19 protein-coding genes and 1 riboswitch are annotated in these 22,707 nt (G+C 45.1%); of the genes, 11 read left to right on the plus strand and 8 right to left on the minus strand.

The window, feature by feature from the left end; genetic code table 11:
* Positions 1–255: 255 nt before the first annotated feature.
* Positions 256–1,587 (plus strand): Na+/H+ antiporter NhaC family protein, encoded by a 1,332-nt coding sequence (locus tag OC23_RS05950; protein ID WP_038343528.1) that lies wholly within the window; start codon positions 256–258, stop codon positions 1,585–1,587.
* A gap of 309 nt (positions 1,588–1,896) precedes the next feature.
* Here OC23_RS05950 and OC23_RS05955 read toward each other — a convergent pair whose 3' ends face one another.
* Positions 1,897–2,919, minus strand: a complete 1,023-nt coding sequence (locus tag OC23_RS05955; protein ID WP_038343529.1) for an AraC family transcriptional regulator — start codon at positions 2,917–2,919, stop codon at positions 1,897–1,899.
* A gap of 115 nt (positions 2,920–3,034) precedes the next feature.
* Here OC23_RS05955 and OC23_RS05960 point away from each other — a divergent pair, with 115 nt between their 5' ends.
* Positions 3,035–3,910, plus strand: a complete 876-nt coding sequence (locus tag OC23_RS05960) for a metal-dependent hydrolase (protein ID WP_038343530.1) — start codon at positions 3,035–3,037, stop codon at positions 3,908–3,910.
* 49 nt (positions 3,911–3,959) lie between these two features.
* Here OC23_RS05960 and OC23_RS05965 read toward each other — a convergent pair whose 3' ends face one another.
* Entirely contained in the window at positions 3,960–4,955 is a 996-nt protein-coding gene (locus OC23_RS05965) for a DUF2804 domain-containing protein (protein ID WP_038343531.1), read from the minus strand.
* Between the two features lie 213 nt (positions 4,956–5,168).
* Between OC23_RS05965 and OC23_RS05970 the strand changes: the two genes are divergently transcribed.
* A complete protein-coding gene (locus OC23_RS05970; RefSeq protein WP_038343534.1) occupies positions 5,169–6,944 on the plus strand; it encodes a bifunctional metallophosphatase/5'-nucleotidase in 1,776 nt (591 codons plus the stop codon).
* 51 nt (positions 6,945–6,995) lie between these two features.
* Here the strand turns inward: OC23_RS05970 and OC23_RS05975 are convergent, their stop codons facing one another.
* The 3 genes from OC23_RS05975 to OC23_RS05985 are packed head-to-tail and all read right to left on the minus strand — an operon-like array spanning position 6,996 to position 9,386.
* Positions 6,996–7,508: a DUF1543 domain-containing protein gene (locus OC23_RS05975; protein ID WP_038343535.1), complete on the minus strand. Its 513-nt coding sequence runs from the start codon at positions 7,506–7,508 to the stop codon at positions 6,996–6,998.
* 8 nt (positions 7,509–7,516) lie between these two features.
* Entirely contained in the window at positions 7,517–8,746 is a 1,230-nt protein-coding gene (gene trpB, locus OC23_RS05980; protein ID WP_038343536.1) for a tryptophan synthase subunit beta, read from the minus strand.
* The gene (locus OC23_RS05985; protein WP_038343537.1) at positions 8,721–9,386 is read right to left on the minus strand and encodes a phosphoribosylanthranilate isomerase; all 666 of its coding nucleotides are present in this window, start codon (positions 9,384–9,386) and stop codon (positions 8,721–8,723) included. Before OC23_RS05985 ends, trpB begins: the two co-directional genes overlap by 26 nt.
* Positions 9,387–9,505: 119 nt before the next feature.
* Positions 9,506–9,720, plus strand: a riboswitch (cobalamin riboswitch).
* Between the two features lie 34 nt (positions 9,721–9,754).
* Here OC23_RS05985 and OC23_RS05990 point away from each other — a divergent pair.
* The 3 genes from OC23_RS05990 to OC23_RS06000 all read left to right on the plus strand — a co-directional run bounded on the left by OC23_RS05990 (position 9,755) and on the right by OC23_RS06000 (position 13,069).
* Positions 9,755–11,638, plus strand: a complete 1,884-nt coding sequence (locus tag OC23_RS05990) for a TonB-dependent receptor plug domain-containing protein (protein ID WP_038343539.1) — start codon at positions 9,755–9,757, stop codon at positions 11,636–11,638.
* 103 nt (positions 11,639–11,741) lie between these two features.
* Entirely contained in the window at positions 11,742–12,329 is a 588-nt protein-coding gene (locus OC23_RS05995) for a cob(I)yrinic acid a,c-diamide adenosyltransferase (protein WP_038343541.1), read from the plus strand.
* 23 nt (positions 12,330–12,352) lie between these two features.
* A complete protein-coding gene (locus tag OC23_RS06000; protein ID WP_038343543.1) occupies positions 12,353–13,069 on the plus strand; it encodes a glycerophosphodiester phosphodiesterase in 717 nt (238 codons plus the stop codon).
* Positions 13,070–13,098: 29 nt separating this feature from the next.
* Here the strand turns inward: OC23_RS06000 and OC23_RS06005 are convergent, their stop codons facing one another.
* Positions 13,099–13,626: an META domain-containing protein gene (locus tag OC23_RS06005; protein WP_038343545.1), complete on the minus strand. Its 528-nt coding sequence runs from the start codon at positions 13,624–13,626 to the stop codon at positions 13,099–13,101.
* 211 nt (positions 13,627–13,837) lie between these two features.
* On the opposite strand from OC23_RS06005, the gene OC23_RS06010 reads away from it, so the two are divergent.
* The 3 genes from OC23_RS06010 (at position 13,838) to OC23_RS06020 (ending at position 17,242) form a co-directional block, all read left to right on the plus strand.
* Entirely contained in the window at positions 13,838–15,007 is a 1,170-nt protein-coding gene (locus OC23_RS06010) for an acyl-CoA desaturase (RefSeq protein WP_038343546.1), read from the plus strand.
* Between the two features lie 137 nt (positions 15,008–15,144).
* Entirely contained in the window at positions 15,145–16,587 is a 1,443-nt protein-coding gene (locus tag OC23_RS06015) for a protein adenylyltransferase SelO (protein ID WP_038343548.1), read from the plus strand.
* Between the two features lie 73 nt (positions 16,588–16,660).
* Positions 16,661–17,242 carry a L,D-transpeptidase family protein gene (locus OC23_RS06020; RefSeq protein ID WP_038343550.1) on the plus strand — a complete coding sequence of 194 codons (582 nt, stop codon included), beginning with the start codon at positions 16,661–16,663 and terminating at the stop codon, positions 17,240–17,242.
* Positions 17,243–17,649: 407 nt separating this feature from the next.
* Here OC23_RS06020 and OC23_RS06025 read toward each other — a convergent pair whose 3' ends face one another.
* Together OC23_RS06025 and baeS are read right to left on the minus strand one after the other, a co-directional pair.
* The gene (locus tag OC23_RS06025; RefSeq protein WP_004652437.1) at positions 17,650–18,336 is read right to left on the minus strand and encodes a response regulator; all 687 of its coding nucleotides are present in this window, start codon (positions 18,334–18,336) and stop codon (positions 17,650–17,652) included.
* 45 nt (positions 18,337–18,381) lie between these two features.
* Complete coding sequence (baeS, locus tag OC23_RS06030) at positions 18,382–20,049, minus strand: sensor histidine kinase efflux regulator BaeS (protein ID WP_038343553.1); 1,668 nt, start codon at positions 20,047–20,049, stop codon at positions 18,382–18,384.
* Between the two features lie 131 nt (positions 20,050–20,180).
* On the opposite strand from baeS, the gene OC23_RS06035 reads away from it, so the two are divergent.
* Positions 20,181–20,558: a hypothetical protein gene (locus OC23_RS06035; RefSeq protein WP_038343555.1), complete on the plus strand. Its 378-nt coding sequence runs from the start codon at positions 20,181–20,183 to the stop codon at positions 20,556–20,558.
* A 311-nt stretch (positions 20,559–20,869) separates the two neighbouring features.
* Positions 20,870–22,672, plus strand: coding sequence for an acyl-CoA dehydrogenase C-terminal domain-containing protein (locus tag OC23_RS06040; RefSeq protein WP_038343557.1), 1,803 nt, complete (start codon positions 20,870–20,872; stop codon positions 22,670–22,672).
* Positions 22,673–22,707: the final 35 nt, after the last annotated feature.

Below are 22,707 nucleotides of genomic sequence, written 5' to 3' on the forward strand. Positions count from 1 at the left end.
CGTATATCGCCCTTCCAGGCCATCATATAATCTTGTTACGACATACAGCTTCCCGGCCTGGCCGGCTTATGGCGAAAACTTCCATCCCTCTCCGGGTTACTGCCTGACAGGCTACTCTTGTCTGCGTTTCATGCGGTTGGTGTTGTCTTGGCCTCTATCATCAGACATGATCAAAAGCTCAACATGCCCTAATATTTTAGAATTTCGCCAAGCTCCTTTATACTACCCGCAATTTTTAAGTTTTCTTTTTATTTTATGTCTGCCCACTCTCCCGAAAAAGTACAAAGCAATGCCCTTGCTTTGTTGCCGCTATTGGTATTTTTGATCATCTTTCTTGGGAGTGGTCTGTATCATTCAATGATCGGAACGGAATTTGCCTTTTATCAGGTCAAGGCACCTGTGGCCGCGATTCCAGCCGTGATTCTCGCCCTTCTGCTGTATAAACAGAAACTCAATACGGCGATTGATGAGTTTATGCAAGGTGCCAGCCATCCCAATCTGATTCTGATGTTTATGGTGTTTATGCTGGCAGGAGCCTTTGCCAGCGTTTCCAGTGCCATTGGCAGTGTGGATGCAACAGTACAACTCGGTCTGTCGCTGATTTCAGCCGAGTTTGTGCTGCCGATGCTGTTTATCATTTCCGCCTTTATTGCCACCGCAATGGGTACCTCGATGGGCACCATTGCAGCCTGTGCACCAATTGCCTTTGGCTTTGCCCAGGCAACAGATATTGCGCCTGTCTATGCCATTGGTGCGGTGGTCGGGGGAGCCATGTTTGGCGATAATCTGTCGATGATCTCCGATACTACCATTGCTGCAACACGCAGCCAGCATGTTGAGCTGAGGGATAAATTCCGGGTCAATGTCTGGATTGCCGTTCCAGCCGCGATCCTGACCTTGCTGGTCTATATCCTGATGAGCCATCAGGCAGAAGCCATTCCCGCCAAAGCCTATGATCTCTGGCTGATCTTGCCTTATCTGGCGGTGTTCTTTCTTGCTTTTACCCGCCTGCACGTACTGGCCGTGCTGATGATCGGCGTGATTTTATCCGGCCTGATGGGACTGCTTGAAAAACCGGATTTTGATCTACTCAAGCTGAACAGTGCAATCTATGAGGGTTTTGTCAGCATGTTTGAGGTGGCATTACTGTCCATGTTGCTGGGTGGTTTATCGGCCCTGATGCAAAAAGAAGGGGGTTTACAGTGGCTGATTCAACGCATCTATGCCATCACCCGCCTGTTTAAATTCGGCAAGCAACGCGCTGGTGAACTGGGTATTAGCTTTCTGGTGGTCTTCTCGAATTTATTTGTAGCCAACAATACGGTTGCGATTATTTTATCTGGCGACATGGCACGTGAAGTGGCTAAAGAGTATGGGGTTGCCCCTAAACGGAGTGCGGCTTTACTGGATATCTTTTCTTGTGTGGTTCAAGGGATTATCCCCTACGGCGCGCAACTACTGTTGGCCTGTTCGATTGCCAAACTTTCTCCGGTTGAATTGATTGGCAATATTTATTATTGCTGGATTCTTGCGGTTTGTGCGGTGCTTGCCATTATCTTTAATTATCCACGCCTCAAAACACGTTAAAATAATACAGCGTGTTTTTTGTTATAAGCTCTTTATTCATCTGTTGAAATTAACAACGATCATAAGGACGTCGCTCCTAGTTCTCATCGTATTCTAGGATATGCCTTCGGCGAGTTACTTTGGTTTTGCCCAAAGTAACCAAAGGCATCCGTCATCCACATGAGGAGCGATTGAAGCTCCGCAAGGTTCATTTCTTACTTGCGTTTCACCAAAGCTTTAGTCGCTTTGGCTTACTCAGGTTGTGGATGACATTTCCGCGTATCACATTTCATACCATAATTTAAATTAAGCCTAGCGCTATATTTAAAATTAAAGTGACTTTAAAAACTGCTTGGGTGTAACGCCTGTCCAACGCTTAAAAGCCCGTCCAAACGCACTCTGATCGGCATAATTCAGCCGCTCCGCAATCTCAGACAAAGACTTTCCCTGTTGCAAATACAGCTTGCTCTGTTCCAGACGATACTGGTCCAGCACCTCCTGAAAATTCAGTTCATAGGCTTTCAGCTGACGTTGCAGCGTTCGCTCCGAACAATGCAGATGCCTGGCCACATAGCTTTGCAATACATCTTCCTGCTGCAATAAGCCCTGTTCGATCAGACCATGTATTTTCTGCCTCAATTGCTGTTGCTGAATCTCAAAAGAGCTGATGCTGTTTAAGGATTGCTGGGCCTGACTCGACAAGACCTGATTGAGCTGCTGGTCTGCGGCAATACTTTTGGCTTTCAATATCTGGTTAGAAAAGCGTATGGCGTACTGCCCCTGCTGAATCTGAACCGGACAGCCATAAAACTTTTCAAAATGGTACAGTGCCGTATGGGGCACATAGCCAAACTGGATCATCTGCGGCGGTACCAAGGCATCTTGCACAATCGATTGCGCAATCTTGAAAATCAGGGCCAGATTCAGCTCATACATTTCCCGATAATCACAATAAGAGGCACTCCAGACAATCTGGATATCATCAGGAAGTTGCTGCACAACCAGCTGTTCCAGATTGGTCTGCTTGAACACTAAAGAATAGTATCGCTGTAAAAGTTGAAGTGCCTGCTGAAGGTCAATACTGGTTGAAGCCAGATAGCCCATCAGTCCCAGATCTTGCAAATTGGCATGTTCAGCCAGTACCAGTGTAACCGGACGGGTAAAATAAGGTTGGGCCGCCTGTAACAATAAGGCATAGCGTTCCACATCAAAGTCGCGCTGATCCGGATTTTCCAGACAGGCCTGAAAGGCTTGCCAAAGTTCAGCGGCAACAACTTTAGATAAATCAATTTGTTCTTGTTGCAGTACGCGATTCAACAAACGCAAATATCCAATGATTATTTTAACTGACATGGGCCAATCTCATCCTGAGCTGTCGTTATTTGTATAAAAATTGGCTGTAACTGTCAAAACATTTCATCGGACTTTTTCCATACTGAATTCATGAAAAAAATCAGGAAGAATGAAGATGAATGCACATGTTTCCTATCAGGTTGATCCTGTGGTCAGAACCAAACTGGACTTCCATCTCGAGCAAGCACCCCGCTTCTGGTTCGGTGGCGACCCATTTCGTACCCGTATGTTTGATGCCCTCAGCCTGACCTTCCCCGATGGCGAGCGTTATTTTATTGAATGTGTCCGTTTATTCCGCGACAAGATTGATGACCCGGACTTGCAGGAACGTGTCGCTGATTTTATTCGTCAGGAAGCACAGCATGGTATTGCGCATGACAAAATGAACCAGATCATGAAAGATCAAGGCATGCCCGTAGACCAGTTCACAGCCCGCTTAAAAAAAATCTTTCGCTTTGAACTGAACAATCGTTCTCCCCAATATAACATTGCCATGACCGCAGCGGCCGAGCATTTAACCGCACTGATGGCAGATACCTTCTATAGTAAAAAAGAAACCTTGGCCGAAGCCGATCCTTTTGTACGTGCGCTATTTGCCTGGCATGCGATTGAGGAAATGGAACATCGCGATGTGGCATTTGATGTGATGCGTGAAGTCGGTGAAGTCCCGGAAGCAACCCGTCGCTTTGCCTTGGTCTTTACCACAGTGATGATGTTTGGTTTTACCCTGTACCGTACCGATGTAATGCTCAAAACCGATGGTTTTAGCTTGCGACAACGTTTTGATATGGCGCGTAAAGGCTTACCTTGGTTCTTTGGTCGTAACGGTATTTTGACTGCGAAAAGAGCGCAATATAGCGACTGGTTTAAAAAGGATTTCCATCCAAATCAACATCCGGTGATTCGCCAGTATGATGTCTGGATTGATACTTTGGCCAAGACCAATGATCCGATTGCAGCAGGTGAAGCGTTCTGGCAAGCAGGGCTTTAACCTCCCTCTTAAAAAAAATCCCCTCTCATTTAGGGGATTTTTTCAATGCTTACCACTTTGCATAATGCTGTTCCAGCAAACCATATTGATTATCTAATGACACCAGTTCAACCTGTTCATGCGCAATCGTCCCACTGACTTTGGCTTGCCACTGATTAAACTGGCTACCAATCAGTCGCAAGTTAATATTTTCAAAACGGCACCAGCCTGTTTCGACCACCAGATTTAAACATCCCCCCAAAGAACGGATTGACCAGATTTTTTCATCTTTTTGCTCAAATAAGACATCTGTCAATGGATATAAACGACCATTCACCCACAAGGCATTTTCATTACCAAAGCTTTCATTGACACCTGATGCCAGATTGATGCCGATACGGCGATCTTGCGCATCACGGAACTGGCAAGATAGCCAGAACCAGGCCGTCTCAGGACGTAGAAAACCACAGGTATCATCTAAAGCAGCTAAACTCTGTGCATTAAATTCAATCTGTTGCTGGGCAGGACTAATAAAAAAGCCCTCAACGGCCAGCGTGGTCTGCTTCTGGGTATAAGTCCAGCCATTAATTCCGGTCGGGCTACACAAACTCAAGGCATCCGTCCCTGCACAAAAAATCCGTGCTTTTAGCTGGATTTCACCATGTTTGCTAACCTGAATATAACGCACGCCATTGGCATGCTGCATATCGAATTGATAGGCTGATTTTTTAAACGAACTCTGACTAAATAACGGCTGCTCGTCCAGCTGGGTTTTGAAAGCCAGAGGTTGAATCGCATTCCATTCAATGACCTTTTGGCTCTGGTGATCATAAACATAGTAGAACCCATGCCCGGCCCACGACAGATCAACAATGGCGACACCAATGCTGTAGTGCTCATGCTGCAAACCACAGAATTTAAATTTTTTATATTTCAGCTGCTTGCGCCAGCCGGTTAGTACCTGTCCATAAGGCGTTTTATAAATATAGTCATCCAGATTAATTCGCGATGGAACCTGCTCAAAACGTCCATAACGTGGCTGGCCATTGGCTTGTATCAAATCCATGATTTCATTCCATAAGTACGGGTTGCCTCTGTCTCAATCATAAAGCTTAAACGGACAAATTTACTAATCGTTTTATCTGTAAAATGTTAACTAAAATGCATTGTTACAACTTATGCCAAGGTTCAGCCAGAACTTCCTGCCCCTGTATTTCATCAAACATTCATACAGAAGTTTTATGTTGGAAAACAGTCTTCTATCACCCGATCAAAAACCATGACGACTCAACAATTATTAAAAGCCAAAGTCTGTGGTCTGATGTTGCTGGCTTTAACCGCTTGCAATAATCATGACGATAATGATGCACCCAAAACTGAACGTAACAATCAAAGCGTTAATATTCTTGCCTTTAATGACTTTCATGGCAATTTAGAACCCCCAAAACGCTTTATTGAAGCAGAAGATCCGAATGACAGTAGCAAAACGGTACGTATTCCTGTCGGGGGTGTCAGTTATTTTGCCGATGCGATTAAAAAATTACGCGCGCAATATCCAAACAATGCTGTTGTTTCGGCTGGCGACCTGATTAGTGCCTCACCACTGACCTCATCGCTGTTTCTGGATGAGCCGACCATTGAAACCATGAATGAGATTCAGATCGATTTCAACGCAGTCGGCAATCATGAATTTGACCGTGGTACCGATGAATTACGTCGCTTGCAGAATGGTGGCTGCCAGCAATATACCAGTACCAGACCTTGCCAGATCAATCCAAAGTTTGAGGGGGCCAAGTTTAACTTTCTGGCTGCCAATGTCTCGATGAAGGCTGATCCCAACAAAACCCTGTTCCCGGCCTATAAAGTCAAAAGCTATGGTGGCATTCCGGTGGCCTTTATCGGCATGACCCTAAAAGCGACACCCAGCATTGTCTCGGCTGCAGGCATTAAAGACGTTAATTTTCATGATGAAGCCGATACGGTCAATGCCTTGATTCCAGAGTTAAAGAAACAAGGTATTGAAGCAATTGTGGTGGTGGTACATGAAGGCGTCGCACCCAGTACCAGATTTAATCAAAAAACCTGTGATGGCCTTAGCGGTCCATTACTCGGTATCCTCGATCGGCTAGATCCTGCAGTTGACGTGGTGGTGTCTGGACATACCCATCAGTCTTATATTTGTGATTACTCGACCAAGAATCCGCAAAAACCGTTCCTGCTTACCTCTGCCGGACAATATGGTACCGCCATTACCAATATTCAATTAGAACTGGATGGCAAAACAGGTGATGTGATTAAGAAAGATGCCAAACAGATTCCGGTTCAAAGTGAAGCCTATAGCTCGGGCTCAACCACAGTGAACCTGACGGATCTATATGAGAAATTCAATAAAACCCCAAGCATTGAAGCCATTCTGGATCAATATCGTCAAGCCGTGACCAGCATTTCAGCCCGTGTCGTCGGTACGGCGGATGGTGTGATTAATCGTAATGCTACTGAAAGTGGTGAAAGTGCTTTGGGTAATTTAATTGCCGATGCACAACAGGCCATGGCACTCACTGCAAGCAATCAAGGCTCTGACTTTACCCTGATGAATCCGGGCGGTGTTCGTGCCGATTTACTGGTCAATACCAATAATCAGATTAGCTTTGGCGATATCTTTACCGTGCAGCCATTTGGCAATTCGATTGTGACCCTGAGCCTGACAGGCCAGCAGATTCGCGACCTGCTAGAACAGCAATGGTCAGGCGCAAATGCCGCTACTGCCCGTATCTTGCAGCCATCCAAAGAGTTCAGTTACACCTATAAAAAAGATAAATCGGCTTCACCCCGCGCGGGCAATATACTGGTTGCAGGACAGCCACTGCTAGATCGCAAGGTGTATCGTGTCACCGTAAACAGCTTCCTTGCCGATGGCGGTGATAACTTTACCGTCTTAAAACAGGGGAAAAATCCAGTCGGTGGCGGGCAGGATATTGATGCCCTGGAACAATATGTGGCTCAGCATTCACCACTGACCGCACCTAAAACTGATCGAATCAAAGTTATCCTTTAATTCTATAGCGCATAAAAAAGGAAGCTTTTGCTTCCTTTTTTATAACGGGCATTAAGTTAAAGTCAGATAGGTATTTTCCCAGATGGTAGGGCTAAACTCGCCTGGAACCAAATGAATATAACGCCCTGCAACATGATCTATCGGAAGGCAGTCATCGACATCCACGACACGATCGGTATGCGGCTTATGCCAGTGTTGTTCAATGAACTGTTTGCCCAGCTGTTTTGCGGTCACTGCATCAGGGGCAACCACCAGATGATAGCTATGCAATTCACCAAAAGCCTTCGGCGTATAGCCGCCCAAATTAATCAAATACAGCTTTTGATCTGATGCTGCTGGTGCCGCATCAAAAAACTGGATTTGATAACTCACCCCTTGTGACTGCACACCTGAAAGCTGCGCCCAGGCATCAATATGCAAACCTTTTAGTTCGCCAAACCAGGCCTGTTTCAATTGGGGCGCCAGTTCGGATAAGCTTTCACCAATCGCCATCACTACATCATGCACTTCAGTGTTGGCACGCGCATGACGGCCACCAAGCATCACCATAAACAGACTTGGCATCTTAAAACCTACATATCCACCATTTCAACGCCATCAATACGTGCAACCGTCATCAGGTCTTTATCACCACGGCCTGAAACTGTTGCAATAATGATTTGATCTTTCGACATGGTCGGTGCAAGTTTAGTGACATATGCCATCGCATGTGAACTTTCCAGCGCAGGGATAATGCCTTCAATCCTGGTCAAATCGCGGAAGCCCTGTAAGGCCTCATCATCATTGATCGGCACATATTCCACACGGTTCATGTCTTTCAAGAAACTGTGCTCAGGGCCGACACCCGGATAGTCCAGACCAGCAGAAATACTATGTGTTTCAATGATCTGGCCTTGTTCATCTGACATCAGGTAAGTCCGGTTACCATGTAATACACCCACATGTCCTGCATTCAACGGCGCAGAATGTTTACCGGTTTCAATACCATAACCTGCCGCCTCCACGCCGTACATTTTCACATCCTGATCATTCAGGAAGGGATAGAACAAGCCCATGGCATTTGAACCACCGCCGACACAAGCGACCAAAGCATCTGGCAAACGCCCTGCCTGTTCCTGGATTTGACGGCGCGCTTCACGACCAATAATCGACTGGAAATCGCGAACCAGTTGCGGATATGGATGTGGCCCCGCCACAGTACCGATTACATAATAGGTACTGTCAACATTGGTCACCCAGTCACGCATCGCCTCGTTCATGGCATCTTTCAAGGTTTTTGAACCGCTTTGTACCGGAACCACCGTTGCACCCAGCAAACGCATACGATAGACATTCATGGCCTGACGTTTTACATCTTCAGCGCCCATATACACGACACATTCCATCCCCAGACGTGCAGCAATGGTTGCCGTCGCTACACCATGCTGACCTGCACCTGTTTCCGCAATGATGCGTTTCTTACCTGACAGCTTTGCCAATAAAGCCTGACCAATGGTGTTATTGACCTTATGCGAACCGGTATGGTTCAGGTCTTCACGTTTCAGGTAAATTTGCGCACCGCCGAGGTGCTGAGACCATCGCTCGGCATAATACAGCGGACTTGGACGACCAACATAGAACGCAAGATCACGATCAAACTCTGCTAAAAACTGCGCATCATTTTTCATACGACCATAAAGACTTTCGAGGTCTTCAAGCGCAGCCATCAGCGTTTCTGATACAAAACGTCCACCATGAATACCGAAATGCCCTTGCGCATCGGGAAACTGGGTGTAATCAATAACGTTGTTTTGCTGATCCACGTTGGACTCCTTGCATAAATTTTTCAATCAGTTGTTGGTCTTTTATACCTTTTGCGGACTCGACGCCTCCGCTAACATCCACAGCAAAAGCGGCTGTGGTATCAATCGCTTCACTGACATTTTCAGGAGTTAGGCCCCCTGCCAGAATGAGTGGAATATCGAGTTGGGGAAATTGCGTCCAGTCAAAACTGTGCCCTGTCCCACCTTTTAGCTCGGGATGCCATGCATCTAATAACACTGCACTGGCACCCGCTGCTTGATAGCGCCGGATTTCAGCGACCACATCCAGATCAGGTTTGACCTGAATCGCTTTATACCAGCGTCGTTTACATTGCGTTGCGATGAACTGGCATTGTTGTGGCGTTTCATCGCCATGTAGTTGTAATACATCCAGAGGAACCGAATCAAGCACCGTCTGGATTTCTTCAGCAGTGGCATTTACAAACAGACCGACCAGCTGTACATAAGGGGGAATCTGCTTTGCCAATACTTGCGCCTGCTCAATACTGACATACCGTGGACTAGGCGGAAAAAAGACGAAGCCGATTGCATCTGCACCAGATTGTACAACGGCATGGATATCTTGTATTCGGGTAATGCCACAAATCTTGGCGCGAGTTCGCATCTGGCTTTGGCGCATGAGCTGTCCAATCTAATCTGAATATTTTTGAAGCTCTCGCATTGTAATGCAATTTGACTCACTTTGTGCAAAGTTCATTCTGAAATGCAATTGTTTAAAAAACGTTAACACTTTATACTTTACGTAAACTTGCAACAAGTCTAAAGCACATTCTTTTGCTTATAGGGAAGTTGGTGAAACTCCAACACTGCCCTCGCAACGGTAACACCGAATGACTCATCACGGCTAAATGCCAAATCACTGCATCGGAACGATGTGGGAAGATGATGAGCCACATCATTGGTTTGATGATTATAGTGAAGTCCGGAGACCTGCTTGTTGTGTATTTCCACCTTATCATTCACGACGGGTGAATGTCTGGAGCACGCATGTCTACTGTTTTTCAACCGACTCGTTTAGTTGGTGCGATCGCTATTGCGATGGGATTTTCTTCGCCAGCTTTTGCTCAGGTTCAATCAAACGATAAAGCTGCAACACTCGATACGATTGTTGTAACCGCATCTCGTAGTGAACAGAAAATTGAAGATGTGCCTGCACGAATCAATGTAATTGATGAAAAGGCTATTCATCAAAATCCGATTTCCAATCTTTCAGATTTAATTCAACTCGATCCATCAATCTATGCAAAACAATCAGGTGGTATCGGGCAAATCTCTGAACTTTCTTTGCGTGGTACTTCACCAGCACAAACCTTAGTATTACAAGATGGCGCCCGTCTAAATAATCAAAATAACCTGTCCCCTTTATTTCCAGCTTTTTTAGACACTTCACATATCCAACAAATTGAAGTACTTAAAGGCCCTGCTTCTGTACAATATGGTAGTGATGCCATTGGTGGCGTAATCAATATGATTACAAAAGTCCCAGAAAAAACTGGAGCGCAACTCACCGGTATTTATGGAGAAAATAATACTTATAAAACCTTAGTAAATGCTGATTATGTGGATGCTTCAGGCTTTTATGCACAAATCGGTGGGCAACGTCTTGAATCTGACGGTACCTCGATCTTAAACACTCAAAACAAAAATGAAAAAGCAGGTTTTGATCAAAAAGGTTACTACACAAAAGTCGGGTATTATCAAAAAGATCAAATCGATACTAGTCTTGAGATCAATCAAAATCAGGGACGTAGTATCTATTACAACTATAATATGAACTTAAATAATGCTGTACGTGACTTCAAAAATCAGGTGATCAATGCAAAAGCAGCATATGTGTTAAATTCAGACTTTACTGTTAATGCTCGCTATTCAAATATTCGAGATGAACAAACCATTCCTACGGATCGTTCTTATTACAATACTGAAAGTAACGAAGGCGACTTGAGCCTAAAATGGAATCTTCTACCACATCAAAATATTTTACTTGGAGTAAGTTATCTTGATTCTGAATATGAAACACCAAGTATAAAGGATAAAAAACAAAGTATTGATTCTGTAGGCTATTATGTACAGCATCAATATCAAGATAATGGTATGAGCACACAAGTCGGTGTTCGGGTAGAAGATAACGAACGTTTTGGTACGCATACCGTAGGGCAAGCAGCTATTCGTTACCAGTTACTTCCTCTAACGAGTATTTATGCCAATATTGGAACAGCATTCAGGGCGCCTTCCCTTAATGAAATGTACACTCAATGGGGCGGGAATACTGAGCTTAAACCTGAAAAAAGTACTTCATATGAAATTGGCTTTGATCAAGACTTAAATTATGGTTTAAAGGCCAGCTTATCTGCTTATTATACCGAAATCGATAACCTGATTACTTATACCTGTATCGCTACTTGTGATGGCGATTGGGTTTCAACATTCCCTGTTTCAAAAAACATCAATATTAATAAAGCAAAGATTACCGGCGGTGAGTTTAATTTGAAATGGTCAAATGATATCTACTATATCAATACGCAATATGCTTATGCGCGTAGTATTAATGATGAAACAGATCGTGATATTGCTTACCGTCCTCGTCAGCGTTTAACCTTAACTGCTGGCTATGAATATGATAATGTTGGTATTAACACCTCAGTCATCGCACGTTCCAAATCAAATTCAAGTCAAACCAGCAGCGACAATCAGGTACCAGGCTCTGCCACTGTAGACGTAAATGCTTATTGGAATATCAATCCAAATGTAAAAGTATTTACCAATATTCAAAATATCGGTGATGTCCGTAATAAGCAAGTTTATAACTTTGGACCTTGGTACATCAACGGTGGTCGCCTAGCTTCTGCCGGTGTCACATTCCGTTATTAATCGTGCGCTAAAATAATAAAAACGTTTTCTTCACTTCAGTTTCGGGGTAATGTTCTGACCGACATTATCCCCTTTTTATTTTCAGGATCAGAGAAGCAGAACTATGGGACATCGTTTAAGTAAAATCTATACACGTACAGGTGACTCAGGTACCACCGGTCTGGGAGATGGTTCTCGCGTAGCCAAAGATGATTTACGTATTGCTGCGCTCGGCGATGTCGATGAACTCAATGCAACCATTGGTGTACTTCGCGCACAAATCAGTGCCAGCCAGATTGAAAATAAAGCACATTGGGATAAAAGCTTAAGCCTGATTCAACACTGGTTGTTTGATCTGGGGGGTGAAGTCTGTATTCCAAACTATCACCTGCTTCAACCTGTATGCATCGACTTTCTAGAAAAAGAAATCGACCACATGAATGAGGCTTTACCGATGTTAAAAGACTTCATTTTGCCATCAGGTACTTTGGCTTGTAGTTATGCTCATCAAGCCCGTGCAGTGTGTCGTCGTGCAGAACGTGCCTTACTATCGGTACATCATCGCGACCAGAATATTCAGGCAACGGCGCTACAATTGTTGAATCGCTTATCTGACTGGTTATTCGTTGCCTCTCGTGCTTTACAGCGCACCGAGGGAGGGAGCGAAGTGCTTTGGCAAAAAAATATAAACGACAGTATCGATCAAGCATAACTTTTCAATAAAGGCAGAAACAAATGCGAATTATTGGTCATCGTGGTGCGCGTGGTGAAGCCCCTGAAAATACCTTGGGCGGCTTTCGTTATCTGCATGATTTGGGCGTACGTGGCGTTGAATTTGATGTCCGCCAACTAAAAGATGATCAACTGGTCGTGATTCATGATGATGACTTTGTACGTACCGCAGGACGCTCTCAGCAGGTTGAAAACTGTAACTTAGCTGAGGCCCGGCAATTCGATCATCGTCATCAATGGCAAGCCTGGGCATTTGAAGAATATACGCCTAGCCTTTCCCATGTTCTTGAGTGTCTCACTGACTTTGCGCATATCGAAGTGGAGATTAAAGCGGTTGCAGATGAGGCTGCGGCTGAACGGCTGATCGTACAGCTGCATCAAGATTTAAAGGGCTTTGAGACAACGGCGACCATTACCAGTTTTGATGTCAAAATCTTGGCGGCATTACAGCGCCACCAGAGTCGTTTCAAGCGCGGATTACTGGTGGAAATTCCAGTTGGTGAATATGCAATTGAACTGGCGCATCAATATGGCTGCTGTCAGATTGGCTGGGGCGATGCACTGGCGACAGATGAAATCATTCAACAGACCCAACAGGCCAATCTTGAAATCAGTGTCTGGACAGTCAATGAAGTGGAACGCGCCAAACATCTTCAGCAGTTGGGCATACAAGGTTTGATTACCGATGTTCCAAGTACCATGTTGCAGCATTTAAAGTAAAAAAGGCGGAGTTTATTCCGCCTTTGCTTTTATTTCTTACGCTGGGCCTGAATCAAACGTTGCCCTTTTGCATCTAATAAATACAAGTTTGCACCATCCAGCTGGAAGCGTTCGACCCGCTGAATCGCATCCATCAAGTCTGCCTCTTGCGCCAAAGCGCGGTTACAGCTCTGGTGCTGTGCCATCACATCAAAATCCAGTTTACGCTGGCTAAAGTCATACTTGTAACGCCCGTAAATATTGTTGCAGCCGGTATGCCCTGACACCATCTTGGAAACCGAGTTGAGCTGAAAGCCCGGATACTGGTTAAAAAACAAGGCGCGCTTGCCCTGAATGGTGGTAATTTGCCAATCCACATCTTGCACACCATCGGTACTTTTACGGACTTGCATGGCAGGTGGATGGGTTACCCGTTTGGGTTGCAAGGTGTTTTTTTGCACGGGCTGAGGTTGGCTTTGACACGCTGCCAGCATGACAGCAGCAGAGAAAATTAAAGTTTTGTTAAAAAATGCCTTCAAAGAAAAAATGGGATTTTTCATGGTAATTTGCTCAGACATTGATTTATTTCACCTTTTGATTCATTGATCAAATTGACAAATGAATTCTGTTACTGTTCTTTCGATACAACTGTAGAATAATGCTAGTGCTAAACGATTTGGACATGCTAATATCAGTGATAAAATAGCAATATATCGTCGTGATTGGTTTTGCTATCTCGTTTAGTTTTATTATCTTGTACAAACAAGGTTATTAGGAGCGCTGACGGATATGACTTCCGCCCCACTCAAAAAAGCACCCATTAACTGGACTGCTAGCATTACCTTAATTGGAACACCAATTCTTGCCGCTATTTTAATTCCTTTATATGCTTATTATTATGATTTTAGTGTAAGTGCGTGGGTCAGCATGTTCTTCCTGCTGGCACTCAGTAGCCTTGGAATTACAGCAGGTTATCACCGTCTTTGGGCACACCGTGCCTATGAAGCTGCCTTACCGCTTAAAATCTTGCTGATGATTGGGGGAACCTTTGCCGTCCAGAACAGTATTTTATACTGGGCTTCAGGTCACCGTACCCATCACCGCCATGTCGATGATGTTGATCAGGACCCATATTCCATCAAGCGTGGTTTCTGGTATGCACATTTAGGCTGGATGATTCGCGACCATTCCCCGTCTCAACCTGATTTTAAAAATGCCCCTGATTTGCTTAATGACAAACTGGTGATGTTCCAGCACAAATACTATGTGCCGCTGGTCATTGCAGTTCATGTCGGCGTATTAGGATTGATTGGCTGGGCAACCGGTGATCTCTGGGGCGTGATTTTACTGGGTGGTTTATTGCGTTTGATCATTAGCCACCATGTGACCTTCTTCATCAATTCGCTTTGCCACATGTGGGGCAAACGTCCGTATACCGATGAAAATACCGCACGTGACAACTTCGTATTGGCTATTTTCACTTGGGGCGAGGGTTATCATAACTACCACCACATCTTCCAGTACGACTACCGTAATGGCGTGAAATGGTGGCAATATGACCCAACCAAATGGTTGATCTGGACCAGTTCAAAACTTGGTTTAGCTAAAAATTTACGCCGTATTCCAAGTTTTAATATCAAAAAAGCCGAGCTGGCGATGAAGTTTAAATATGCAGAACGTGATCTGGCGATCTATGGGCATGATGTCAATACCGACATCGTGCAAATAAAGCAACGTATTGCTCAGGAATATGAAGCATTTACCCATACCTTAAATGACTGGGCCAAGCTGAAAGAACAAGAGCTTCAGGCAAAGAAAGCCGCCATGGCAGAAAAAATCCATCAAATGGATCACAAGCTTAAAGTGGATTTCCAGTTACTTGAGCATCGTTTAAGTCATCACCGTGAATGTCTGGAAACTTTAATGCGCAACATCAAAAAAGCGCCTGTTTCCGAATAATGGCATAGCAGTTCAAAATGGTCTCAAATCGAGGCCATTTTTTATGCCTGCTGTTTCAGGTGCTGATCTTATATGCTTGTCCATTGCACAGGTTAATTTGCTATAGTCATAGATCAGCCTTTCAAGATATTTCGCTTATGCAATTTAATCCGCGCTATGACTCTTTAAATCCCAAGCTTTATCATCAGCAACAACCTAGTCCGTTGCGTGGTGCCAAAGCAGGCCATTTCAATGAAGCCTTGGCAGATGAGTTGCAATGGAGCGAAGAAGACAAAGCCAACTGGGTGGAAATCTGTAGCGGTCAAAAAACCTATGCCGAGTTTACGCCTTTAGCAATGGTCTATGCAGGGCATCAATTTGGACAATGGGCTGGACAACTCGGGGATGGTCGAGGTTTGCTGATCGGACAAATCCTGAATAAACACGGTGAAACCATTGATCTACATCTGAAAGGTGCAGGCCCTACCCCCTATTCACGTATGGGTGATGGCCGTGCTGTGCTGCGTTCGGTAATTCGTGAATATCTGGCGGGACATGCCTTAAATGCGTTGGGTGTAGCCTCCAGCCATGCCGTCGGTTTTACCAGTTCCACGCAAGGTGTACAGCGTGAAACCTTGGAGCTTGGGGCGATGCTGTTACGTACCTCCGAATGCCATATTCGTTTGGGTCATTTTGAATGGATCAATCAATATGCACCTGAACTGTTGGCAGAGTTTACCCAGAAATGTATCGAGTGGCATTATCCGGAATGCCTTGAAGCTGAACATCCGGTTCTGGCATTTGCTGAAGCCGTGATTGAACGAACTGCGATCATGATTGCCAAATGGCAACTGGTCGGTTTTGCACATGGGGTCATGAATACCGACAATCTCAATATTACTGGTTCAACCCTCGATTTTGGCCCTTACGGTTTTATGGAGCGTTTCCGTCCAAACTGGATAAACAACCACTCCGATTATCAGGGGCGATACACCTATCAAAACCAGCCTAGTATTGGCCACTGGAATCTGTGGACATGGCTGAACAACCTGATTCCTTTGGCATCGGACGCAGATAAGGAACAGTTCAAACAGGATCTGGCAAGCTGCCTGGAAAAATTTGAACCGACATTTTTACAGCATTATGGTCAGGGGCTTTGCCAAAAAATGGGTCTGCCGCATTTCCATAAAGATAGTCTAGATTGCAGTTTTGCCTTCTTGAGAATTTTGCAAACCGAACAACTGGATTACACCCAGAGCTTTATTCGTCTGCAACAACAGGATTATAAAGCTTTAAGAGATGACTGTATTCATATACAGCAGTTCGATGATTTCCTGACACATTACCAGCAGATCCGCCAGCATCAGGATACCGATGAATTAGATCAGCAGATGCAACAGGTCAATCCGCAGTATGTCCTGCGCAATCATATGGCGCAGAAAGCGATTGAGCAGGCTGAACGTGGTGATTTTAGTGAGGTTGACCGTTTATTTAAACTGCTCAATCAGCCGTACCAAAAACAGCCTGATCTGGAAACACAAGCAGATACCGCACCTTTACCAAGTGATGTTCCTGAAGTGATGGTGAGTTGTTCATCTTAATGGTGGATGGTTATGATTACCCAGTGCCGCTATTGCGATGTAGCGGATTAACTGATTTAAAAAGAAGAACCTCATGAAAACTGGTCTGATTGTGGGATGCGTCATTTTAGTGATTTTATTGGTACTGGCATATTACCAATATGGCAAATTCATCCCTACATTTACGGCATCCCATACGCCTTTAACAGCCGAACACATACAGCTGCTCAAACAAGGTAAACCTGTCACCTCAATCGAAGTCTTTAAAAGCCAGCGCATACTGCAATTAAAACATCAACAGGAAATCATTCGCAGCTATCCGATGCGTCTGGGCTTTGAGCCAGTTGGACACAAGCAGTTTGAAGGTGACGGTAAAACACCTGAGGGAACCTATTCAATTGACTGGCGCAATCCGCAAAGTGCCTACTATAAATCGTTGCATATCTCCTACCCCAATGCTGATGATCTAAGTTATGCCAAGCAGCACAACCGCTCAGCCGGGGGAGATGTGATGATTCATGGTACAGTGCCGACCGGCATGACTTCACTATCCACAAGTAAAACCTACCTGCCACGTAAAGACTGGACCTTGGGCTGTATCGCGGTAAGTAACTCGGATATGGATGAAATATGGCAGTTGGTGAGTAACCACACACCGATTATCATTCACCCATAAGGCTTTAAATGTTCAGACAGGCTTGCGGATAAAGCCTGTGATCAAACCGGACAAGGCTTATTCAGGGGATAAGTTTGCAAGCTAGAATCAATCTCATTTCAATCAGCCAGCTCACCACAAGTGTTTGTAAAGTAATGTAATCTTATTGAGTAGAATATCAAGCGATGCTTGAGTTAAAACCAGAAAAGCAGATAATTTCGACAAAATCTTTGCGAAACTATCCACATTTTCTGTGGATAACGCTGTGGTTATCCACAGGATAAAAGTTTTTACCGCACTTCACCCTTTATCCTTATCAAAACTCATCTCTTGTCAGTTTCTCTATCCGAAGAAAAAAAGATGAGTTTATCTATAGAAACTGTTCCACATTTTTTGATTATGAGCTACCACAAACCAAGTAATGCATCTTACTCATCTGGATATTCAAAACGATAACCAACACCATAAACAGCCTGAATCCATTCATGACGATTGCCTGTATCCGCTGCTTCTGAAATCTTACGGCGCAGATTTTTAATATGGCTGTCAATCACACGGTCTGCCACATCAAAGCTGTCCGGATTGATATGATCGAGCAACTGTGCACGTGAATAGACCTGACCAAGATGCTCTAAAAACAGCTCCAGTAAACGGAACTCTGTTGGGGTCAGGGTCAGTGCTTTTTGCTGATACCAGATACGTTGCTGGGCCTTATCAATGCGGAACAAGTCGTTTTGTTCCGGCTCGGCTTTACGTTCTAAACGGCGCAACACCGCTTGCACACGGGCAACCAGTTCCTTTGGACTAAAAGGCTTGCAGATATAGTCATCTGCACCCATATTGAGGCCCAGCACACGGTCAATCTCTTCAGTACGTGCCGTCACCATAATGATCGGCAGGTCAGACTGTTCACGCACCTTACGGCAAATGGTCAGGCCATCCATACGCGGCACCATCAGGTCCAGGATCATCAGGCTGGGTTTACGTTGCTGAAACTGGGTATAAGCATCCTGACCATCATGGAACATACTGACTTCAAAACCAGCAGCTTCTAAATAATCACGAACCAACTGTGCCAGTTCAACTTCGTCTTCAACCAACATAATATGTTTCATGGTCTTCATCCTATCCATCCTCCTCTACCACAGAGGAGCTAAAATTTATGCGATTTGTTTTGGGAAAGTCAGTACACAACGTAATCCACCTAATGGTGAATGATCGAAAGTCAGTGAACCGCCTAAAGCTTGGGCCAGTTTACAGGATAAAGCCAGCCCCAGACCTGTTCCACCTGTACTGCGTGTACGAGAATCATCAACACGGTAGAAACGCTCCCCCAGACGGGCCAGTTGTTCATCGGTCATTCCCAGTGGACTGTCATCTACATACAATATCCATTGTTGCTCGCTTTGTTGAGTATGGATCTGTATTTTGCCCCCCTGTTCGGTATAGCGCACACAGTTCCCCAGCAAATTGACTATGATCTGTTTAAAACGGTCCCGATCCAGAGAAAGTAAGGCTCCTTCACCTGACAAGGTGACGTCGAGCTGATGTTGCTCAAAGGTAGCCTTGAAGTTTTCAACTTCCTGCAACACCACATCCCACGGATTGACTTCAGCAAAATAGCACTTTAACTGCTGCGCATCGGCCTGTGCCAGATCTGCCAGATCCTGAGTTAACTTTTTCAAACTGCTGACCTGGCGCATCATGGCATCCAGATGTTCAGGAGTGGCTTTACGTATACCGTCCTGCATCGCTTCAATTTGTGCCTGCAATACGGCGAGCGGCGTTTTTAACTCATGCGATGTATCGGCCACCCATTGACGGCGTGATTCTTCATGCTGGTGTAAAATATCTGCCAGATGGTTGAGCTGGTTCGATAAATCGCCCAGTTCATCATTCCGTTTAATGACCACCTGATGCTGATAATTGCCCCGGGTCAGTTCTAGCGTGGCTTTTAACAGACGTTGAATCGGTTTTTTAAAATAAGTCGCCATCAGCAGTGCAGCAATCAGGCTCGAAAGTACGGTTAAGGCATAGACCAGCAGCAAATAACGCTTCTGATTACTAAAGAAATTAATACTGGATGCATCATCCTGATCCAGCACCGGTTTTAAACCGAGATAGCCTACCACCTGATCTCCGACAATAATCGGACGGAATGAAATCTGGTCTGTTGCAGGCTCACCCACAATAAACTGCTGCTTTTCATCATATAAAGACAGGCGTGAACTCAGCCCCAGACGGTCCGGAATCGAGACAAAACGCTTTTTCCCCTGTTCAGGCAGGTTTAACTTGCTGTCCGACTTATCATCTTTACCATCTTTCTTTAAACGGAACTGGCTCGGACTGAGCGGAAAGCGCAGGCCTTCAAAGGGTTGATATTCTGAAGGCAGGTTTTGCTTGAGAATTTTAAGCTCTTCATCATTAAAAATCTGACGGTTTCGCATCTCAAGGTTATTTTGCGCCAAGGTCGGTGACAGGCTCAGTAAGGTATGGTCATTAAAATAACGCTGCTGCAAGGCAATATCATACTGACGGCGTAGCCACCACTGGGACAGCCGGTCATAGTCATCGGGGGCAGCAGTCCCTTCAATCTGCAAAATCTGCGCCTGAATGGCATTGCCCCAGTCATGATAGACCGTATAGACATTGCCCAGATTGGCAATCAGCCGATCCAGTTTCTGCATTTCAACATCAGCGACATATCTTGCAAAGTTTTTTTGCATGGTCCAGTGCAAAATTCCCAGACTGATCGTGGCAATCAGCAAGGTGGTCAGCAATACCGTTAAAAATAGACGTAAGGCTAAAGGGACACGACGGACATTCAAAAGCTTAATCTCAATAGTGTTCTATTTGTGGATTGTAACCAACATGGTTGAAAAAGACTCTCCATTGTTTCTTCATCTTTATTATCTAATCTTTAATCATTAAATCACAACTGCTTACGCTGGACAAAACAATGGACAAGACAAAAATTGTATTGATGACCACCCTGCTCGGTTCTGTTTTAGGCCTGGCTGCCTGCCAGTCGACTACGCCAGCGGAACAGTCAATGAACCGTGATGCTCACCGACATCATCATATGCAACGTGCGCCACTGACACCGGAACAGCAGGCTGAATGGCAGGCCAAACGTGAACAGCGTCTGCAACAGCGCGAACAGATGCGCCAGCAACATCAGGCCCAGCGAACCCTGATTGAGCAGGCCTGTCAGGGTAAACGTATCGGAGAACGTGTGAATGTGCAATGGAATAACCGTGTAATTGAAGGGAGCTGTGAAGTGCGTTTCACGCCGGACAAATCGCAATTCAAACGTCAGGCCAATGCAACCACCTGAGTATCCTCTTCCTCACAGGCGCTTTTAAAGCGCCTTTTTTTTATGGATGGACAGTCCGGTTTTACATTACACAGCTGCTTACGATTTTAACCGATCAGTTTAAGTCAAAAGTCATAAATCCACCTACAATCTAAGCGTTTAGGCAGGTTGAACCATAAACTTTGACTTCACAGTCACTAAGAAATGACCTGCAAAAGCTTGTACCGAACTATAACTTGTTGCACGATTAGCGCTACCAAATGGTGCTCTTGGGCACATTGAACATTGACTAAGATTATAACTCTGGTTTAACCAGTATTGAGGAACCCGCTATGCCACAATACAAAGCACCCTTACGTGATATGCAGTTCGTATTGCACGAATTATTAAATGCTGAAGCACATTACGCAAAACTGCCTGCATTTCAAGACACAGTAAGCCGTGAATTGGTTGATCAATATTTAGAAGCAGCGGCTGATTTCTGCGAAAATGAACTTTCTCCTTTAAACCAGGTGGGCGACCGTGAAGGCTGTACCTGGAATGACGGCGTGGTGACTACCCCGACAGGCTTTAAAGAAGCGTATCAAAAATATATCGAACTCGGTTTCCCGTCACTTTCTGCCGATGAAGAATTCGGTGGTCAGGCATTACCAAACTCTTTAGGCATCGCCATCTCTGAAATGGTCGGTACTGCAAACTGGTCATGGGGCATGTACCCGGGTCTTTCTCACGGTGCCGTACGTACTTTAGAACACCACGGTTCTGATGAACAGAAGAAAACTTACTTGCCAAATCTGGTATCAGGCGTCTGGACAGGTACCATGTGCCTGACCGAATCGCATGCAGGTTCAGACCTGGGCATCATTCGTACCAAGGCAGAACCAAATGCAGATGGCAGCTATGCCATCTCTGGCGAGAAAATCTTTATCTCTGCCGGTGAGCATGACATGGCTGAGAACATCATCCATATCGTACTTGCTCGTTTACCGGGTGCGCCAAAAGGAACCAAAGGAATTTCACTGTTCATCGTACCGAAGTTCAATGTCAATGCTGACGGTTCTATCGGCGAGCGTAATGCAGTACGTTGCGGTTCAATCGAACACAAAATGGGAATCCATGGTAACGCGACCTGTGTAATTAACTTCGACCAGGCAAAAGGTTACCTGATTGGCCCTGAAAACCGTGGCTTAAACTGCATGTTCACCTTCATGAACACAGCGCGTATCGGTACTGCGGTTCAAGGCTTGTCTGCATCTGAATCTTCTTTCCAGGGCGCTTTGGCCTATGCGAAAGACCGTTTAGCCATGCGTTCTCTTTCTGGCCCGAAAGCACCTGAAAAAGAAGCAGACCCGATTATCGTTCACCCTGCTGTTCGCAACATGCTGTTAACCCAAAAGTCATTTGCTGAAGGTGGTCGTGCGCTGGTTTACTTACTGGCTCAATATGCAGACATCGTTGAAAAAGGCGAAACCGAAGAAGAACGCAAGTTTGCCGACAACATCTTGTCTCTGTTAACTCCAATTGCAAAAGCATTCTTAACTGAAACCGGTTCTGAATCTGCGAAGCACGGTGTACAAGTCTTTGGTGGTCACGGCTTCATTTCTGAACACGGCATGGAACAGATCGTACGTGATACACGGATCTCTTGCCTGTACGAAGGCACCACCGAAATTCAGGCACTTGACTTGCTCGGTCGTAAAGTATTGCAAACCCAAGGTGCAATGTTGAAAGACTTCACCAAGATCATCCATAAATTTGTTGAAGCAAACAAAGACAATGCGGCAATGCAAGAGTTCATTGCACCATTGGCTGCTGCCAACAAGGAATGGGGCGATATCACCATGCAAATTGGTATGCGTGCAATGCAAAATCCGGATGAAGTGGGTGCAGCTGCAGTTGATTACCTTTACTTCGCTGGCTACGTCACGCTTGCTTACCTGTGGGCACGTATGGCACTTGTTGCGCAAGAGAAACTGGCTGAAGGCAGCACTGATGTAGACTTCTACAATGCAAAAATCACCACTGCCCGCTTCTACTTCAAGAAGATCCTGCCACGTATCCGTTCTCACGTAGACGTGCTTTCAACTGGCGTTGCGCCATTGTTTGAACTTGATGCGGAACACTTTGCTTTCTAAACATAGTTTAGAATCAGATGCAACGTTCATCACAG

Origin of the sequence: Acinetobacter sp. A47 (assembly GCF_000805455.1) — a bacterium.
Lineage (GTDB): Bacteria > Pseudomonadota > Gammaproteobacteria > Pseudomonadales > Moraxellaceae > Acinetobacter.

Excerpts from the sequence above, each read along its gene's own strand:
- OC23_RS05950 (WP_038343528.1), top strand. The coding sequence starts at position 256 with ATGTCTGCCCACTCTCCCGAAAAAGTACAAAGCAATGCCCTTGCTTTG.
- OC23_RS05955 (WP_038343529.1), bottom strand. The coding sequence starts at position 2,919 with ATGTCAGTTAAAATAATCATTGGATATTTGCGTTTGTTGAATCGCGTA.
- OC23_RS05960 (WP_038343530.1), top strand. The coding sequence starts at position 3,035 with ATGAATGCACATGTTTCCTATCAGGTTGATCCTGTGGTCAGAACCAAA.
- OC23_RS05965 (WP_038343531.1), bottom strand. The coding sequence starts at position 4,955 with ATGGATTTGATACAAGCCAATGGCCAGCCACGTTATGGACGTTTTGAG.
- OC23_RS05970 (WP_038343534.1), top strand. The coding sequence starts at position 5,169 with ATGACGACTCAACAATTATTAAAAGCCAAAGTCTGTGGTCTGATGTTG.
- OC23_RS05975 (WP_038343535.1), bottom strand. The coding sequence starts at position 7,508 with ATGCCAAGTCTGTTTATGGTGATGCTTGGTGGCCGTCATGCGCGTGCC.
- OC23_RS05985 (WP_038343537.1), bottom strand. The coding sequence starts at position 9,386 with ATGCGCCAAAGCCAGATGCGAACTCGCGCCAAGATTTGTGGCATTACC.
- OC23_RS05990 (WP_038343539.1), top strand. The coding sequence starts at position 9,755 with ATGTCTACTGTTTTTCAACCGACTCGTTTAGTTGGTGCGATCGCTATT.
- OC23_RS05995 (WP_038343541.1), top strand. The coding sequence starts at position 11,742 with ATGGGACATCGTTTAAGTAAAATCTATACACGTACAGGTGACTCAGGT.
- OC23_RS06000 (WP_038343543.1), top strand. The coding sequence starts at position 12,353 with ATGCGAATTATTGGTCATCGTGGTGCGCGTGGTGAAGCCCCTGAAAAT.
- OC23_RS06005 (WP_038343545.1), bottom strand. The coding sequence starts at position 13,626 with ATGTCTGAGCAAATTACCATGAAAAATCCCATTTTTTCTTTGAAGGCA.
- OC23_RS06010 (WP_038343546.1), top strand. The coding sequence starts at position 13,838 with ATGACTTCCGCCCCACTCAAAAAAGCACCCATTAACTGGACTGCTAGC.
- OC23_RS06015 (WP_038343548.1), top strand. The coding sequence starts at position 15,145 with ATGCAATTTAATCCGCGCTATGACTCTTTAAATCCCAAGCTTTATCAT.
- OC23_RS06020 (WP_038343550.1), top strand. The coding sequence starts at position 16,661 with ATGAAAACTGGTCTGATTGTGGGATGCGTCATTTTAGTGATTTTATTG.
- OC23_RS06025 (WP_004652437.1), bottom strand. The coding sequence starts at position 18,336 with ATGAAACATATTATGTTGGTTGAAGACGAAGTTGAACTGGCACAGTTG.
- OC23_RS06035 (WP_038343555.1), top strand. The coding sequence starts at position 20,181 with ATGGACAAGACAAAAATTGTATTGATGACCACCCTGCTCGGTTCTGTT.
- OC23_RS06040 (WP_038343557.1), top strand. The coding sequence starts at position 20,870 with ATGCCACAATACAAAGCACCCTTACGTGATATGCAGTTCGTATTGCAC.